Raw genomic sequence first — 14,357 nt, 5'->3', positions numbered from 1 at the left:
CCCTCCGTCACCGGCCTGTGGCCGGCGCCACCTCCCCGTCCCGGGGAGGATTTGGAGACCTGGCAAGACATCTTCGTGTCTTCGTGTCTTCGTGTGAGTCCTTTTTGATCACACGAAGCCACGAAGCCATGAAGGGATCAGCACAATCCTTCGCGCCTTCGCGTGAGTAATAATCCTCCCCGGAACGGGGAGGGGGACCATGCGAAGCATGGTGGAGGGGGCCCGCCGCAGGCACCACGCACCAGGAGGTGGGCCCCCTCCGTCACCGGCCTACGGCCGGCGCCACCTCCCCGTGCCGGGGAGGAGTTGGATCAGATGATCCCGCCGCCGATCATCAGGCGGATTGCCGCGACGGCGAACACGATCAGGCAGAAGTTGCGGCCGGTGTTCTTCGACGACAGCGCGCCGAGCACGACCCCGACGGCGATCAGCGGCAGTGCCAGCCAGTTGCCCCAGCCGAGCAGGGGGATCTGCGAAGGGATCACGATCACCAGGGACAGCAATCCGGTCAGGATCGAAAGCAGGTTGAGCATGTGTCTTGTATGCATAACACAGCCGGTGGATGCAAGGACGGCTTTATCGCCGGCGCGGGGCCGCTAAGCTGCTATTCACGCCGTTCGCCCGATGGAGCGGCGGATTCGACTGGAGGGACACGCCGATGAAGCCGCTCGACTGGAACGCTATGGTCACCCGCCGCCAGTGGATCGGCGGCGCCGCAGCCCTGGGTGCGGGGGCCGCACTGGGGGGCGTGCCGGTGCTCGCGCAATCCGGCGGGCAATGGGCCAATGTCGAGCGGCTGATTGCCGGCTATGTCGACAGCCGCAAGGTCGCCAACATGGTCGCCACGCTCGGCTTCGGCGGGGAGGAGCCGGCGGTCGTCGCCCGCGGTCTCGACACGTTCGCGCAGCCGCGCCGGTCCGACGCAGACAGCATCTACCGCATCTATTCGATGACCAAGCCGGTGACGGGCATGGCGGCCATGATGCTGATCGACGAAGGCAAGCTCGGCCTCGACCAGCCGCTGCACGAGATCTTGCCGAAGTACCGCAACATGCAGGTGCAGAAAGTCTACGACGGGCCGATCACCCCCGACAATCTCGAACCGGCGGTGCGGCCGATCACCATCCGGCACCTGCTGACGCATACCGCCGGCCTCGGCTACGGGATCATCCAGACCGGCCCGATCGCCCAGGCTTACCGCCAGCGCGGCATTGTCCCCGGCGTGGTCAGCCGGCTGCAGAGCGTGCCGGTGTTCCAGGGCACTTCGGTCGGCAGCCTGGAGCTGTTCGCCGACCGGCTGGCGGAGCTTCCGCTGGTGCACCAGCCGGGCACGCGCTGGAGCTATGGCATGGGGCTCGACTTGCTGGGCCGGGCGATCGAGGTCGTTTCCGGCCAGAGCTTCGACGCTTTCCTGAAGGAGCGGTTCTTCGATCCGCTGGGCATGCGGGACACTGGGTTCCAGGTCGCGCGGGCGGATGCCGGGCGCCTCACGACCGGCTACTTCCTGCTCGGCGGGATGCTCCTGCCGATCGACCTCGGGCAGAACTCGGTCTATCTCGACAAGCCGCCGTTTCCCTTCGGCGGTGCGGGTCTCGCCAGCACGCCGCGCGATTACGACCGCTTCCTCGAGATGCTGCTCGGCAACGGGTCCTTCGACGGCGCCAGGGTGATGAGCGAGCGGGCGGTGCGGCTGGGCACTTCGAACCTCTTCCCCGACACGCTTTCGCCGGACGACGAGTACGCGAAGACCTGGGGCTTCGGAGCCGGCGGACGCGTCGGGCGCGGCGCGGAGGAGGGCGTGTTCGGCTGGGCCGGCGCCGCCGGGACGATCGGCTTCATCGACCGCAAGCACGGCCTCCGCGCCGGGCTCTACACGCAGTTCATGCCGTTCGACGCCTATCCCCTGCTCGAGGAATTTCCCGCAGCGATCCGCGCAGATCTGGCGGCGCAGGGCCGGGCGTGAGAGGACGGACGCTTCCTTTTGCCGGACACAAGCTCGACCGCGCCGACACCTTGCGCGCGGATCCCGCGCGGCTCGCCGCGCTCGCCGGGCCCGACGCCCGCCTCCTGCGGCTGGAGGGCCTCATCCCTCGGCTGAGCGACGAATCCTGCCTGCAGTGGGGCCGCTGCGGGGAACTGGAAAAGGGTGCCGAGCTGGTGTTCCTCGGCCTGCTCGATGGGGAGGCGCTGTTCGCCGCAGTGCCGGCCGATGGCGATGTCGATCCGGCCTATGCCCGGCAGGAGACCTGGGCGGCGCTTGGGCAGCTCGGACCGGAGGACCTGGCGCTCTACGGGGGTGCTCGCAGCGTGCTCGACTGGCATGCGCGCCATCGCTTCTGCTCCCGCTGCGGCGGGCCGACCAGGATCGCCAAAGGCGGCTGGCAGCGCGATTGCGTCAGCGAGACCTGCGCCGCGCAGCACTTCCCCCGGGTCGATCCGGTGACGATCATGCTGGTCGAGCACGGCGGCCGCCTCCTTCTCGGGCGCAGCCATCGCTTCCCCGCCGGCAACTACTCGGCGCTCGCCGGCTTCGTCGAGCCCGGCGAGTCGATCGAGGAGGCCGTCGCCCGCGAGGTGTTCGAGGAAGCGGGCGTGCGGGTGCGCGACGTCGCCTACGTCGGCAGCCAGCCCTGGCCGTTCCCCTCGCAGCTGATGATCGCCTGCCACGCCCATGCGGAGCACGACGCTCTGGCGATCGATGAAACCGAGCTGGAAGACGCCCGTTGGTTCACCGCGGGCGAAATCCGTGAGGCGCTGGAGAGCGGCGCCGAGAGCCGCAGCTTCCGGGCGCCGCCCCGGCAGGCCATCGCCCACCACATGTTGCATTGGTGGCTGGAGGAACAACGATGAGCAGACCCACTGTCGACGTGCAGATCTGGTCCGACGTGATGTGCCCGTGGTGCGCGATCGGCTATGCGCAGTACGCGAAGGCTTTGGCCGAGCTCGATGGCGAGATCGACGTCGAGACTCGCTGGATGCCGTTCGAGCTCAACCCGGATATGCCGCCCGAAGGCAAGAGCCAGGCGCAGCACCTGGCTGAGACTTACAACCGCTCAGAAGACGAACTAAGCGCCATGCGGCGGCGGCTGTCCGAGAAGGCCGCCGAAGCCGGCTTTCCGATCCCGGCAGACGAGCCGGCGGGGCAGCCGGGGATGATGTGGAACACCTTCGATGCGCACAAGCTGCTGCGCTGGGCCCTCGCGGTCGAAGGACCCGAGGCGCAGACCCGGCTCAGTCAGGCGCTATTCCGCGCCCATTTCCAGGAGCGGCGGAGCATCGGCGACCGCGAGGTCCTGCTCGACATCGCCGAAGCGGAAAACTTCGACCGTGGCGCCGCCGCGGAGGCGCTGGACGAGGAAGCGCTCGGCATCGCCGTGCGGCTGGAAGAGAAGCGCGGCCTCGAAGCTGGGATCAACTCGGTCCCGAGCTTCGTAGTCAACGGCAAGTACCTGATCCCCGGCGCGCAGGAGCCGGCGGTGTTCTCCGCGACCTTGCGCCGCGTTGCCGCGATGGCCGCAGGCGAGGTGCGGAACGCCTGACGGCACCGTCGCTCCGATCGTCCTTCGACAAGCTCAGGACGAACGGGGTGGGGTGCCTTAGGAAACAACTACAGCTGGGACCTACCCCCGCCGTTCGTGGTGAGCTTGTCGAACCACGACTGGCGCAACGTCTCGTCCTTCGACGAGCTCAGGACGAACGGGTAAGTCGTGCTACCCGTTCTGCTGGCCGGAGCGAATTTTGTCGAAGGTCTTGTTACCCTTCTGCGCATCCTGGTCGGGATTGTCGCGGCCGGTGGCGCGTTCCACCTCGTCGCCTTCCAGCGTACCTTCGGCGCGGTGCAATTCGGCGCGGGAGCCGACTTGCCGGCTCACCTGCCCGCCGGCCGCGCTTTGCTGGGCGGTGGGGACGGATTCTTCCTGCGCGGCATCGATCATGTCGTTGTCGGGATGGCGTGACTGGCGGTCTGGCATTGCATCTCTCCTTCCCCGATCAACGGGGCGGAAAGGGGATGCGTTCCGGGCTCAGACGAAGCCCAGCTTGCTCAGGTCACGGACCATCCGAACCGGCAGCGCGTCGCCCGCCACTTCGCCTTCCGCAAGATCGGGCGGAGCGTCCTTCTCGGCGAGGTAGCGCCAGCCCTGGTGGGCGCGCTTGGCTTTGGGGTGAACGAGGATCAGCTTGGGCGCGAGGCGGATGGTCCAGCGGCCGTCGCTGTTCTGTTCGAAGCCGATGATCTCGCTGCGGGCGACCAGCGCGTGTTCGAGGATCCAGTAGAGCGAGCCGCCGATCATCTCTTCGTGCCGCTTGGGCAGGTAGCGCGTCGTCATGTGCGCCTCCGGCCCGGCTTCGACCCACTTGCGCAGGTTCTCCACGCTCCCGGAGCGGTAGGCGATCTTAGTCATGTGGAGGGGCATGGTGAGGGAGATAGGGGTTCTGGAGGCTGGCTCAACCGGCTCGGCGCCGAAACCGCTCAGCCGACCAGCCCGCTCGCCACGGCCAGGCCGAGGAACGCGAAGAAGCCCATCGAGTCTGTGATCATCGTCACGAACACGCTGCTGGCCACCGCCGGGTCCTGGCCCATGCGGTCGAACAGCACCGGCACGGCCACCCCGGCGAGGCCGGCGGTGATGATGTTGATCACCACGGCGAGGGCGATCACGCCCCCCAGCAGCGGGGAGAAGATGAGCGCGGTCGCCACCCCGATCAGTGCGGCGATCGTTGCGCCGTTCAGCAGGGCGACGCGCAGCTCGCGCCAGATGATGCGCCGGGTGTTGGACCGAGTGAGCTGGTTCATCGCCAGCGCGCGGACCGAAACCGCCATCGTCTGTGTGCCCGCGTTGCCGCCGATGCTGGCCACGATCGGCATCAGGATCGCCAGCGCGACCAGCTTCTCGATCGCCGCGCCGAACATCGCGATGATCAGGCTGGCGATCAGCGCCGTGCCGAGGTTCGCCACCAGCCAGCGCACGCGGGCGGAATAGGCGTCGCGGATCGGTTCGTTGATGTCGCCTTCGCCGGCGCCGCTCATCAGCAGGGCGTCCTCGCCCGCTTCCTCGGAGATGATGTGGACGATGTCGTCGACGGTCAGCTGGCCGACCAGTCGCCCGCTCTCGTCAACCACTGCGGCGCTGATGAGGCCGTACTTCTGGAAGCGCAGCGCGACTTCTTCCTGGTCCATCCCGACCGGGATGAGCGTCTGGTCGCGCTTCATCACGTCGGACAGCGCGATGTGCCGCGGCGCGCGCAGGATCCACGACAGGGCGCAAGAGCCGAGCGGGTGGTGCTTGTGGTCGACGACGAAGATTTCCCAGAACTCGGTCGGCAGCTCTTCGTGCTCGCGCATGTAGTCGATCAGATCGCCGACGGTCATGTGCTCGGGCACGGCGACCAGCTCGCGCTGCATCAGGCGGCCGGCGGTCTCTTCCGGATAGGCCAGCGCGCTTTCGATGGCCGCGCGGTCTTCCGGCTCCATCTGCGCGAGGATCGCCCGCTGGTCTTCCGGCTCGAGATCCTCGATCAGCTGCACCGCGTCGTCGGTGTCGAGCTGCTCGGCGATGCCGGCCACGGCGGCGTGCGGCAGCGCCTCGATCATGCCGTCGCGGACGTAGTCGTTGAGTTCGGCGATCACCTCGCCGGTCATCAGGTCGGTGATCGCGCGGGCGAGGGCGCGGCGCTGGTCCGGCTGGAGCAGCTCGAACAGGTCGGCCAGATCGGCCGGGTGGAGCGGTTCGACCAAGTCGTAGGCGCGGCCTTCGTCGCCTACGGCCAGGGCGCCGATTACGGCATCGACGAACTCCGGTTTCAGCCGGTTCTCCTCGTCGAGCTGCTCGCCCTCCTCGGGCGGCGCGGTCTCTTCGACCAGCTCGGCGATCTCGTTTTCGGCCATGGCGGCTTCCCTATTCCGGTGGCCCGCAAAAGCAAGCGAAGGGTGACATCGCCGCGCCGCCGCCTATATCGGCGCGGAATCGACAGGAGAATGACACGATGGCCGACGAAAAACTCACCTTCACCCTCGAGAGCGGCGACGTTGTCATCAAGCTGCGCCCCGATCTCGCGCCCGGCCATGTCGAGCGGATCAAGGAACTCGCGGGCGAAGGCTTCTACGACGGGGTGGTGTTCCACCGCGTGATCCCCGGCTTCATGGCCCAGGGCGGCGACCCGACCGGCACCGGCATGGGCGGCAGCGACAAGCCCGACCTGAAGGCCGAGTTCAACTCGGAACCGCACGTGCGCGGGACCTGCTCGATGGCCCGCACCCAGGCGCCGAACAGCGCCAACAGCCAGTTCTTCATCTGCTTCGACGACGCCCACTTCCTCGACGGCCAGTACACCGTCTGGGGCCAGGTCGAGAGCGGCATGGAACACATCGACGCGCTGCCCAAGGGCGAACCGCCGGCCAGCCCCGGCAAGATCGTCAAGGCGACCGTAAGCTGAACTGAACAGAGGGCGCCGCGAGGCGCCCTCTTACAATCCGGCGGCGATCAGCCAGTCGTGGAAGATCCGCACCGGGCGGTTCTCCAGCGTGGTCGGTCGGCAGACGAACCAGTAGCTGTAAGGGCTCTCCACCTCGATATCGAACAGATGCGCCAGGCGCGGGTCCTTGGCGCGCTTGAGGTGATCGTCGTGCATCATGGCGATGCCGAGGCCCTGGGCGGCCGCTTCCAGGATGAGCTGGCCTGAATCGTAGTGGTCGATGGCCGAAGGGTGGAGATGCGGCATGCCGATCGCCGCTTTCCAGGCGTTGAAGCTGTGCGGCAGATCGCTGTGGATCAGGAAAGTCTGCTTCTCCAGCGCCTCGATGCCTGGATTGGGCCCGAGCTCGTCGGCCAGTTCCCGGCTGCAGATGGCATAGACGGTGTTCTGGTCGAGCTGGACGGCGTGGTAGCCGGCTTCGGGCTTGGTGGTCAGCAGGATCGCCGCGTCGAGCGTGTCGCCGACCCGGTCGATCAGGTGCGGCCCGGTGTCGATGTCGATGTGCAGGCGCGGGTGCAGCTTGCGCAGTTCCGGCAGGCGCGGGAACAGGCGCTGCGTGCCGAACAGCGGCAGCACGCCCAGGCGCAGGCGCAGGAGCTGCAGGTTTTCGGACTGGTTTTCGACCGCAGTGGCCAGCGCATCGAAGGCAGGGGCGATGGCGTCGTAGAACTGGCGACCCTCGTCGGTCAGCTTCATCGTCTGGCCGGTGCGGGAGAACAGCTTCTTGCCGGTGAACTCCTCCAGGTTCGCGAGCCGACGGGACAGGGCCGAAGGGCTCAGCCCGATCTCCGCCGCGGCGGCTCGCGCCGATCCGAGGCGAACGGTGCGCATGAAGGCTTCGAGCGCCCTGAGGGGCGGGAGTCGGCGGATCGGCATAGGGTGGACTGTTGCGAAACACGCAATCGCTGTCGAGAGCGGATTCACCCTGGCTGCGATTTATTGCGGCTCGAAGGCAGGTGGCGCTATTCTTCCGACTCTTCGCGGCGCTCCGGCGGGTGCAGGCGCAGGCGGGTGACGTGAGTTTCGTCGCCCGCGGTCACTTCGATCCGCCAGCCGCTCGGGTGGAGCAGGATCGCGCCGGGTTGCGGCACTTGCTCCGCCAGCACGAAAGCTAGCCCACCCAGCGTGTCGACCGCCTCTTCGACTTCGGCCAGCCGCGGATCGCCAACGATTTTGGCCACGTCGTCCAACTCGGCGCGCGCGTCGGCGTCCCACATTCCGTCGCCGATCGGGGAAATCAGTTCGACCGGTGCCTCGTCATGCTCGTCCTCGATGTCGCCGACGATCTCCTCGACCAGGTCCTCGATGGTGATGATGCCGTCGGTGCCGGAGAATTCGTCGAGCACGATGGCGAGATGGGTGCGGCTGGAGCGCATGTCGGCGAGCACGTCGAGCGCGCCGCGCGCCTGGGGCACGTAGAGCGGCTGGCGCATCAGCGTGGTCCAGTCCTCAGGAGGCGGCGCGCGGGTCGCCAGGAAGGGGAACACGTCTTTGATGTGCATCATGCCGATCACTTCATCGAGCGTGCCGCGATAGACCGGCAGCCGCGAATGTCCGTGCTCGGCGAACTGGGCGACCAGTTCCTCCCACGTCGCATCGGCCGACACGGCGAGGATCTCGCCGCGCGGAATGGCAACGTCGTCGGCGTCGTGCTCGCTGAAGTGCAGCAGGTTGCGCAGCATCGTCAGCTCGAAGGCCGAAAGGTCCCCGGCAACCGGGCGCTCGGCACCGGAGGTCTGCTCGTCCTCGTGCTCGTCGATCGCTTCCTCGAGCTGGGCGCGGAGCGAAGTGTCGGCCTCGCCGCTGTCGAAGAGCTTGCGGATGGCCCTCAAAAGGCCACCGCTACTGTCCGCGTCTCCCGTGGAGGAGTCGCCGTTTCTGGTATTGTCGGGCATCGCCCTGCTCGCATCCCCTGTTAGTCGCGGTCCCCATATGGGTCCGCAACCCCCATCACCGCAAGCGCCTTCACTTCGAGCGCTTCCATTGTCTCGGCATCTTCGGCCGATGTCTCGTGATCGTGGCCGGCCAGGTGGAGCAGGCCGTGGACCAGCAGGTGCGCCGCATGTTGCTCCAGCGGGATGCCCTTGTCGCCGGCTTCGCGGGCGCAAGTCTCGTGGGCCAGGGCGATGTCGCCCAGCAGCACCGGCGGGCCTTCGGGGGAGAGAGTGAGCAATTCCTCGCGCTCGAGCATCGGGAAAGACAGCACGTTGGTTGGCTTGTCGCGCTGTCGCCACTCGCGGTTGAGAGCATGGATTTCCTCGTCGGAGGTGAACACCACGCTGGCCGAAAGCCGCGCATTGTCCAGCTCCGGCGCAATCTGCGCCGCCGCCTCGCCGACGCGCTCGGCAAGCGCCTCCCACTCGCCGGCAGGCCAGGGATCTTCAATGTCGACTTCCAGTTCCAAAATCGGTCCGATCGATGGGGTTGAGAGCTGATGAGCAGCCTCAGTCCCCTTTGCCCTCATAGGCTTCGACGATGCGGCCGACGATCGGGTGGCGGACCACGTCGGCGACGGTGAAGCGGGTCACCGCGAGGCCTTCGACACCTTCGAGCCGCGCCACTGCATCGTGCAGGCCGCTGTGCGCACTTCCGCCGGGGATATCGACCTGGTTGGGATCGCCGCAGACCACCATCCGGCTGTTCTGGCCGAAGCGGGTGAGGAACATCTTCATCTGCTCGCGCGTGGTGTTCTGCGCTTCGTCGAGGATCACGAACGCGTCGGCCAGCGTGCGGCCGCGCATGAAGGCAATCGGGGCGATCTCGATCTCGCCCGAGGCGATCCGCCGGTCGACCTGCTCCGGCGGCATGCAGTCGTAGAGCGCGTCGTAGAGCGGGCGCAGGTAGGGATCGACTTTGTCCTTCATGTCGCCGGGCAGGAAGCCGAGCCGTTCGCCCGCCTCCACCGCCGGGCGGGAGAGGATCAGCCGCTGCACGCTGCCGACGATAAGCTGGCTGACCGCCTGGGCGACCGCGACATAGGTCTTCCCCGTACCTGCCGGCCCGAGCGCGAAGATGATGTCCTTGCTGGCGAGCTGGCGCATGTATTCGGCCTGCATGTTGCTACGCGGCACGATGGTCTTGCGGCGGGTGCGGATCATGATCGGCGGCGCCTTCGAGTCGCCGGTGATGATGCCTTCCAGAGTCGGCTCGCCCGACATGGCGATCAGCGCCTCGATGGCCCCCGAGTCGAGGTCCTGCCCGGTGAGCAAGCGCTGGTGCATGGCCTTGAGCACGTCGCGGGCGCGGGCGACGTCGTCCTCCGGCCCTTCGATGGCGATCTTGTTGCCGCGTGCTCCGATGAAGACGCCGAGTCGGTTCTCGAGCTGGACGAGATGGGCGTCGAACTCCCCGAATAGCGCACCGAGCACTGCCTGCTCGTTGAATTCAACCTCGGTCCTGGCGCGGCGTGCGGCGTCGCGGCGGTCCTCGGGATGGCTCAGCGCCGCCTGGTTGTCGGCGCGATCGGGTTTACGGGCCATGCGCTCCTTTCGGTGTTGTAAGCCGAAGATAGGCGCGCTGGAGGCGGAGGCAAGCGGCCTGCGCCATGGTGGCGGTGGAAAACGCTCAGGCGTGCGCCGGTTGCAACAGGCGGCCCGCCAGCGAGTTTGGCCCCGCCTCTGCCAGTTCCACCTCGACAAGGTCGCCGATGGCAGCTTCGCCTTTGAAGAACACCGATTGCAGCCAGGGCGACTTGCCGAGCCACTGGCCCGGCAGTTTGCCTCTGCGATCGACCAGCACCGTGCAGCGCTTTCCGACGGATGCCTGGTTGAACGCGAGTTGCCCGCGCGCAATCGCGGCCTGGAGGCGCTGCAGGCGCTCGTCCATCACTTCGCGCGGCACCTGCCCGTCCATTCCTGCTGCCGGCGTGCCGGGGCGGGGCGAGTACTTGAAGCTGAACGCGTGGGCATAACCGACTGCATCGACCAGACGCAGCGTATCCTCGAACTCCGCTTCGGTTTCGCCAGGGAAGCCGACGATGAAGTCGCCGGAGATGGCGATATCCGGCCGCGCCGCACGGAAACGATCGAGCAGCTTGAGATAGCTCTCCGCCGTGTGGCTGCGGTTCATCGCCTTGAGCACGCGGTCGCTGCCGCTCTGCACCGGAAGGTGCAGGTAGGGCATTAGCTTGTCGACTTCGCCATGGGCGGCGATGAGCCCGTCGGTCACATCGTTCGGGTGGCTGGTGGTGTAGCGGATGCGCTGCAGATCCGGGATCCTGGCGAGCGTTCTTATCAGTCCGTCGAGCCCAGCCGAGCACCCGGCATCGTCCTCACCCTGCCAAGCGTTGACGTTCTGCCCCAGCAGCGTGATCTCGCGCGCACCGGCTTCGACCAGCTTCTCCGCTTCGGAGACGAGGTCCCCGAACGGCCGCGAAATCTCCGCGCCGCGCGTGTACGGGACGACGCAATAAGTGCAGAACTTGTCGCATCCTTCCTGCACCGTCAGGAATGCGCTCGGCGCGCTGCGGCGGCGGGCGGGGAGGGCGGCGAACTTGGCGTCGGCCGGCATGTCCGTGTCGGTAGCGCGCTCTCCGCGGGCAGCCCGGGCGATCATCTCCGGCAGGCGGTGGTAGGCTTGCGGGCCGACGACCATGCCGACGGCGGGAGCGCGGGTCATGATCTCCTCGCCCTCGGCCTGGGCGACGCAGCCAGCGACGGCGATCATCGGCGGCTTGTCGCCGCCGGCTTTCACCAGTCGGCCAATGTCCGAATAGACCTTCTCCGCCGCCTTCTCGCGGATATGGCAGGTGTTGAGCACGACCAGGTCGGCGTCTTCCCCCTCAGGGGCCGGCGCGATGCCTTGATCAGCCAGCAACTCGGCCATGCGCTCGCCGTCATAGACGTTCATCTGGCAGCCGAAGCTCTTGACCCGGAAGGTCTTGGGGAAAGCAGTCTGTCGCATGAGGCGCGCCAGATACGGCAATCGCCGGGTGCTTTCAAATACTGACTGCGCGCCGGCCTATCGGGCAAGCTCTCCGGCGATCGCCTCCCGCGCGGCAGCGGCCATGGCCTTGCGGTCCGCCAGCGCCCGACCCGCCAGCGGCTCGAGGAAACGCACCGTCAAGCGGATGGGCCGGGTCCGTGCGAGGATCCTGGCTGCGTTGTCCAGTCCCGGCTCGACGCCCGTCCAGGCGATGTCCGGCGCTTCGTCATAGATCAGCGCGACCGGCTGCACCGGTATGCCCGGCGGCAGCGGGTCGACAGCCGAAAGCAGCGCGCTCTTGAACGGCAGCAGTTCGCGCCCGTCGCCGCAGGTTCCTTCCAGGAACACGGTCAGCGGCCGTTCGCACGAAAGCGCCTGGCGCAATTGCTCGGCCTGTCCCGCGACCGAGCCGCGCCGCTCGCGGGCGATGAACACGGTGCCGTTCTGTTCGCAGAGCCACTTAAGGATGGGCTGCCCGGCAAGACCGCTGTGCGCGACGAATGCGGAGCGTGATGCAGCGGCCAGGGCCGGGATGTCGAGCCAGCTTAGGTGATTGCTCAGCAGCAGCGCATTGCGACTCGGCTCACCCTCGATCCTCAGGCGCAGCCCGGCAATGCGGCCGAGGCCAGCAAGGTAGACAGGCGGGACGGCCCATGACTTGCCCGTCAACAACACGACGAGATGGATCGGCACTGCGACGGCGGTCCACGCCAGCATCGCCGCCGCCCGCGCGGCGACGAGCAGCCAGCGCCAGCCCAGCCGCGGCAACCTCAGTCCTCGCGGTCGAGGCGGACGCCGTAAAGCTCCATCCGGTGATCGACGAGTCGGTAGCCGAGCTTCTCGGCGATCTGGCGCTGCAGCGCCTCCAGCTCGGGATCGACGAATTCGAGGACCCGGCCGGTCTCCACGTCGATCAGATGGTCGTGGTGCGCCTCTGGCGTCGCTTCGTAGCGCGCGCGGCCATCGCCGAAGTCGTGGCGGTCGAGAATACCCGCGTCCTCGAACAGGCGAACGGTGCGGTAGACGGTGGCGATCGAAATCTTCGGGTCGATCGCGGAAGCGCGCTTGTGCAGCAGTTCGACGTCGGGGTGATCCTCGCTCTCCGACAGGACGCGGGCGATGACCCGCCGCTGTTCGGTGATACGCAGGCCGCGCTCGGCACAGAGCGCTTCGAGGTCGATCGTCTGGTGCAAAATGTCCCTCGCAAAAAGATAGCGCCCCGACCCTAGAGGGCCGAGGCGCCTATCTCAAGCCATCGCTGTACGTGACGTTCAGGCGGCTGCCGCGCTTTTGCCGCGGCCGCGCTTCTGGCCCGGCTTACGGCCGAGGCCGATCTTCTTGGCCAGGTCGCGGCGCTTCTCGGCGTAATCGGGCGCAACCATCGGGTAATCCGAAGGCAGTTCCCAGCGTGCGCGGTATTCTTCCGGCGACAAGCCATGATCGGTCATCAAGTGACGCTTGAGCATCTTCATCTTCTTGCCGTCTTCCAGGCAGACGATGTGGTCCTTCTTGACCGACGAACGCACCGAAACGGCCGGATCCGGCCGCACTTCGGCAACGACCGCTTCTTTGCCCAGGCCGGACAGCGTGCCGTAAACGTTGCGGATCAGCGCCGAAACATCGTCGGCGCCGAGCGAATTGTTGGACACGTAGGAGACCACGATATCCGTTGTGTGCGTGATCAGCATTTCCTGCGTATCGGCTGCAGTTTCATCCATAGCGAACCCCGTTTGTTGAAGGCTTCTTGCCCATCGTTCCCGGTGACTACCGGGAAACGGCAGTCGGCGATGGCCCCTAATACGAACGAGATGAGGATTTACAAGAGTAGTCTATCGCTAGGCAAACATGAATATTAGTACCGTATTATTACGGTACTTGTTGGCGCCTGGCATAGGTAATAGCGTCCAGTGGCCCTTGTTGTGCGCTGCGGTAATAGTTGCGGCGACGGCCGACCGGCTCGAATCCGAACCGCTTGTATAGCACTGCGGCAGGATTTCCCTCGCGCATTTCCAGAAACAGGCTGGTGCGGCCCCGCTCCGTCGCCGTTTCGATGAAGCGCTGCATCAGCGCCGCGCCTACGCCACGCTGACGATGGTCCGGGTGAACCGCGATCAGCAGCAGTTCTTCTTCGTCCATGATGCCGCGCGAGAGGACGAACCCGGCGGCGGGCTCGGCGGCGGACGGTTCGAAACCGCCGGCGCTGGCCAGCAGGTAGTAAGTGTTCGGCATCAGCAGGGCGTCGCTCACCTGCCGGCGGTTCCACGCTTCGCCATATGCGGGATCGAAGGCGGCGCTCATGACCGCCATGATCCTGTCGATATCGTCGTTCAAATGTCGCTCACCCAGGGGTCCCCGGCAGTTTCGCATCGGGCGCACGACCGTAAAGCGGCGCCAGCGTGGTGTCGAGCGGCCCTGGTGGCAGGGAGAGGAAACGGCGGGCGTCGGGCAGCAGTGCCCGGGGGGCGCCGTAGCCCCGCAGGGCGACCAGAGCATCCGCCTGGCTGCCGGCCACGTACTCGTGCGCGGCAGCACGGGCGGCGTCTTGCGGCGTGAGCGACAGCAGCGGCGCCTGGGCGTGCCCGTCTTCCGCGAATTCCTGCACGAACCATTCGCCGTGGCCGCCGGTCATCGCCACGGTGACCGGGCCTGGCCGTTCCGCTCTCGCCATTGCGGCGACGAGCGCAAGGGTGGGGTAGCCGAGCACTTCGGCCTGCCAGGCGAGCCCGAGAGCACGTGCCGCCGCGAGGCCGATCCGCACGCCGGTGAAGCTGCCGGGGCCGAGGGAGACGACGATCCGGTCCGCGCGCCCTTTGCCGGGCAGTTCGGCGATTATCGGCACCAGACGTTCCGCGTGACCGCGCCCGATCTCCTCGAACGTCCCGCCGACCAGCACGTCATCCTCGAATAGCGCGGCCGAGCAAGCGGCAGTGGCGCAATCGATGACGAGGGTTCGCATGCCC

The 14,357-nt window shown here is 67.1% G+C and carries 18 protein-coding genes; 4 read left to right on the top strand and 14 right to left on the bottom strand.

Annotated elements, in window-relative coordinates:
• Nucleotides 1–311: 311 nt before the first annotated feature.
• Nucleotides 312–533, bottom strand: a complete 222-nt coding sequence (locus tag GRI75_RS13340) for a hypothetical protein (protein WP_160747492.1) — start codon at nucleotides 531–533, stop codon at nucleotides 312–314.
• 125 nt (nucleotides 534–658) lie between these two features.
• Here GRI75_RS13340 and GRI75_RS13335 point away from each other — a divergent pair, with 125 nt between their 5' ends.
• Genes GRI75_RS13335 through GRI75_RS13325 form a run of 3 tightly spaced genes read left to right on the top strand, consistent with a single transcriptional unit; the run spans nucleotide 659 to nucleotide 3,539 of the window.
• Nucleotides 659–1,963 (top strand): serine hydrolase domain-containing protein, encoded by a 1,305-nt coding sequence (locus GRI75_RS13335; RefSeq protein ID WP_160747491.1) that lies wholly within the window; start codon nucleotides 659–661, stop codon nucleotides 1,961–1,963.
• Nucleotides 1,960–2,850 carry an NAD(+) diphosphatase gene (gene nudC / locus GRI75_RS13330; protein ID WP_160747490.1) on the top strand — a complete coding sequence of 297 codons (891 nt, stop codon included), beginning with the start codon at nucleotides 1,960–1,962 and terminating at the stop codon, nucleotides 2,848–2,850. Before GRI75_RS13335 ends, nudC begins: the two co-directional genes overlap by 4 nt.
• Nucleotides 2,847–3,539 (top strand): DsbA family oxidoreductase, encoded by a 693-nt coding sequence (locus GRI75_RS13325; RefSeq protein ID WP_160747489.1) that lies wholly within the window; start codon nucleotides 2,847–2,849, stop codon nucleotides 3,537–3,539. The genes nudC and GRI75_RS13325 overlap by 4 nt, the downstream gene beginning before the upstream one ends.
• A gap of 171 nt (nucleotides 3,540–3,710) precedes the next feature.
• Here the strand turns inward: GRI75_RS13325 and GRI75_RS13320 are convergent, their stop codons facing one another.
• The 3 genes from GRI75_RS13320 to mgtE are packed head-to-tail and all read right to left on the bottom strand — an operon-like array spanning nucleotide 3,711 to nucleotide 5,887.
• The gene (locus GRI75_RS13320; RefSeq protein WP_160747488.1) at nucleotides 3,711–3,971 is read right to left on the bottom strand and encodes a hypothetical protein; all 261 of its coding nucleotides are present in this window, start codon (nucleotides 3,969–3,971) and stop codon (nucleotides 3,711–3,713) included.
• Between the two features lie 51 nt (nucleotides 3,972–4,022).
• Nucleotides 4,023–4,415 carry a DUF1489 family protein gene (locus GRI75_RS13315; protein WP_160747487.1) on the bottom strand — a complete coding sequence of 131 codons (393 nt, stop codon included), beginning with the start codon at nucleotides 4,413–4,415 and terminating at the stop codon, nucleotides 4,023–4,025.
• Between the two features lie 56 nt (nucleotides 4,416–4,471).
• Entirely contained in the window at nucleotides 4,472–5,887 is a 1,416-nt protein-coding gene (mgtE, locus tag GRI75_RS13310) for a magnesium transporter (protein ID WP_160747486.1), read from the bottom strand.
• A 98-nt stretch (nucleotides 5,888–5,985) separates the two neighbouring features.
• On the opposite strand from mgtE, the gene GRI75_RS13305 reads away from it, so the two are divergent.
• The gene (locus GRI75_RS13305) at nucleotides 5,986–6,435 is read left to right on the top strand and encodes a peptidylprolyl isomerase (protein ID WP_160747485.1); all 450 of its coding nucleotides are present in this window, start codon (nucleotides 5,986–5,988) and stop codon (nucleotides 6,433–6,435) included.
• 30 nt (nucleotides 6,436–6,465) lie between these two features.
• Here GRI75_RS13305 and GRI75_RS13300 read toward each other — a convergent pair whose 3' ends face one another.
• From GRI75_RS13300 to tsaB, 10 genes are all read right to left on the bottom strand, one after another.
• The gene (locus tag GRI75_RS13300; protein ID WP_160747484.1) at nucleotides 6,466–7,350 is read right to left on the bottom strand and encodes a LysR substrate-binding domain-containing protein; all 885 of its coding nucleotides are present in this window, start codon (nucleotides 7,348–7,350) and stop codon (nucleotides 6,466–6,468) included.
• Nucleotides 7,351–7,436: 86 nt separating this feature from the next.
• On the bottom strand, nucleotides 7,437–8,369 hold the full coding sequence (locus GRI75_RS13295) for a hemolysin family protein (protein ID WP_160747483.1): 933 nt from the start codon (nucleotides 8,367–8,369) through the stop codon (nucleotides 7,437–7,439).
• 20 nt (nucleotides 8,370–8,389) lie between these two features.
• Nucleotides 8,390–8,878 (bottom strand): rRNA maturation RNase YbeY, encoded by a 489-nt coding sequence (gene ybeY / locus GRI75_RS13290; RefSeq protein WP_160747482.1) that lies wholly within the window; start codon nucleotides 8,876–8,878, stop codon nucleotides 8,390–8,392.
• 40 nt (nucleotides 8,879–8,918) lie between these two features.
• Entirely contained in the window at nucleotides 8,919–9,953 is a 1,035-nt protein-coding gene (locus GRI75_RS13285) for a PhoH family protein (RefSeq protein WP_160747481.1), read from the bottom strand.
• Between the two features lie 85 nt (nucleotides 9,954–10,038).
• The gene (miaB, locus tag GRI75_RS13280) at nucleotides 10,039–11,376 is read right to left on the bottom strand and encodes a tRNA (N6-isopentenyl adenosine(37)-C2)-methylthiotransferase MiaB (RefSeq protein WP_160747480.1); all 1,338 of its coding nucleotides are present in this window, start codon (nucleotides 11,374–11,376) and stop codon (nucleotides 10,039–10,041) included.
• A gap of 57 nt (nucleotides 11,377–11,433) precedes the next feature.
• Nucleotides 11,434–12,165: a lysophospholipid acyltransferase family protein gene (locus tag GRI75_RS13275; RefSeq protein WP_235911517.1), complete on the bottom strand. Its 732-nt coding sequence runs from the start codon at nucleotides 12,163–12,165 to the stop codon at nucleotides 11,434–11,436.
• 2 nt (nucleotides 12,166–12,167) lie between these two features.
• Nucleotides 12,168–12,590, bottom strand: a complete 423-nt coding sequence (locus GRI75_RS13270) for a Fur family transcriptional regulator (RefSeq protein ID WP_160747479.1) — start codon at nucleotides 12,588–12,590, stop codon at nucleotides 12,168–12,170.
• A gap of 78 nt (nucleotides 12,591–12,668) precedes the next feature.
• Nucleotides 12,669–13,115, bottom strand: coding sequence for a MucR family transcriptional regulator (locus GRI75_RS13265; RefSeq protein WP_160747478.1), 447 nt, complete (start codon nucleotides 13,113–13,115; stop codon nucleotides 12,669–12,671).
• 148 nt (nucleotides 13,116–13,263) lie between these two features.
• On the bottom strand, nucleotides 13,264–13,728 hold the full coding sequence (rimI, locus tag GRI75_RS13260; protein WP_202389770.1) for a ribosomal protein S18-alanine N-acetyltransferase: 465 nt from the start codon (nucleotides 13,726–13,728) through the stop codon (nucleotides 13,264–13,266).
• Between the two features lie 7 nt (nucleotides 13,729–13,735).
• Nucleotides 13,736–14,353: a tRNA (adenosine(37)-N6)-threonylcarbamoyltransferase complex dimerization subunit type 1 TsaB gene (gene tsaB, locus GRI75_RS13255; RefSeq protein WP_160747477.1), complete on the bottom strand. Its 618-nt coding sequence runs from the start codon at nucleotides 14,351–14,353 to the stop codon at nucleotides 13,736–13,738.
• Between the last annotated feature and the right edge of the window lie 4 nt (nucleotides 14,354–14,357).

Source organism: Croceibacterium soli (genome assembly GCF_009828065.1).
In the GTDB taxonomy this organism is placed as follows: Bacteria; Pseudomonadota; Alphaproteobacteria; order Sphingomonadales; family Sphingomonadaceae; genus Croceibacterium_B; species Croceibacterium_B soli.
Note: the sequence above shows the minus strand (reverse complement) of the source record. Positions and strands in the feature narration are given on the sequence as shown.

Coding starts and splice junctions, on each gene's coding strand:
- GRI75_RS13315 (WP_160747487.1), bottom strand. CDS start 4,415: ATGCCCCTCCACATGACTAAGATCGCCTACCGCTCCGGGAGCGTGGAG.
- GRI75_RS13325 (WP_160747489.1), top strand. CDS start 2,847: ATGAGCAGACCCACTGTCGACGTGCAGATCTGGTCCGACGTGATGTGC.
- GRI75_RS13300 (WP_160747484.1), bottom strand. CDS start 7,350: ATGCCGATCCGCCGACTCCCGCCCCTCAGGGCGCTCGAAGCCTTCATG.
- GRI75_RS13305 (WP_160747485.1), top strand. CDS start 5,986: ATGGCCGACGAAAAACTCACCTTCACCCTCGAGAGCGGCGACGTTGTC.
- tsaB (WP_160747477.1), bottom strand. CDS start 14,353: ATGCGAACCCTCGTCATCGATTGCGCCACTGCCGCTTGCTCGGCCGCG.
- mgtE (WP_160747486.1), bottom strand. CDS start 5,887: ATGGCCGAAAACGAGATCGCCGAGCTGGTCGAAGAGACCGCGCCGCCC.
- GRI75_RS13340 (WP_160747492.1), bottom strand. CDS start 533: ATGCTCAACCTGCTTTCGATCCTGACCGGATTGCTGTCCCTGGTGATC.
- GRI75_RS13285 (WP_160747481.1), bottom strand. CDS start 9,953: ATGGCCCGTAAACCCGATCGCGCCGACAACCAGGCGGCGCTGAGCCAT.
- GRI75_RS13265 (WP_160747478.1), bottom strand. CDS start 13,115: ATGGATGAAACTGCAGCCGATACGCAGGAAATGCTGATCACGCACACA.
- GRI75_RS13320 (WP_160747488.1), bottom strand. CDS start 3,971: ATGCCAGACCGCCAGTCACGCCATCCCGACAACGACATGATCGATGCC.
- GRI75_RS13295 (WP_160747483.1), bottom strand. CDS start 8,369: ATGCCCGACAATACCAGAAACGGCGACTCCTCCACGGGAGACGCGGAC.
- GRI75_RS13335 (WP_160747491.1), top strand. CDS start 659: ATGAAGCCGCTCGACTGGAACGCTATGGTCACCCGCCGCCAGTGGATC.
- miaB (WP_160747480.1), bottom strand. CDS start 11,376: ATGCGACAGACTGCTTTCCCCAAGACCTTCCGGGTCAAGAGCTTCGGC.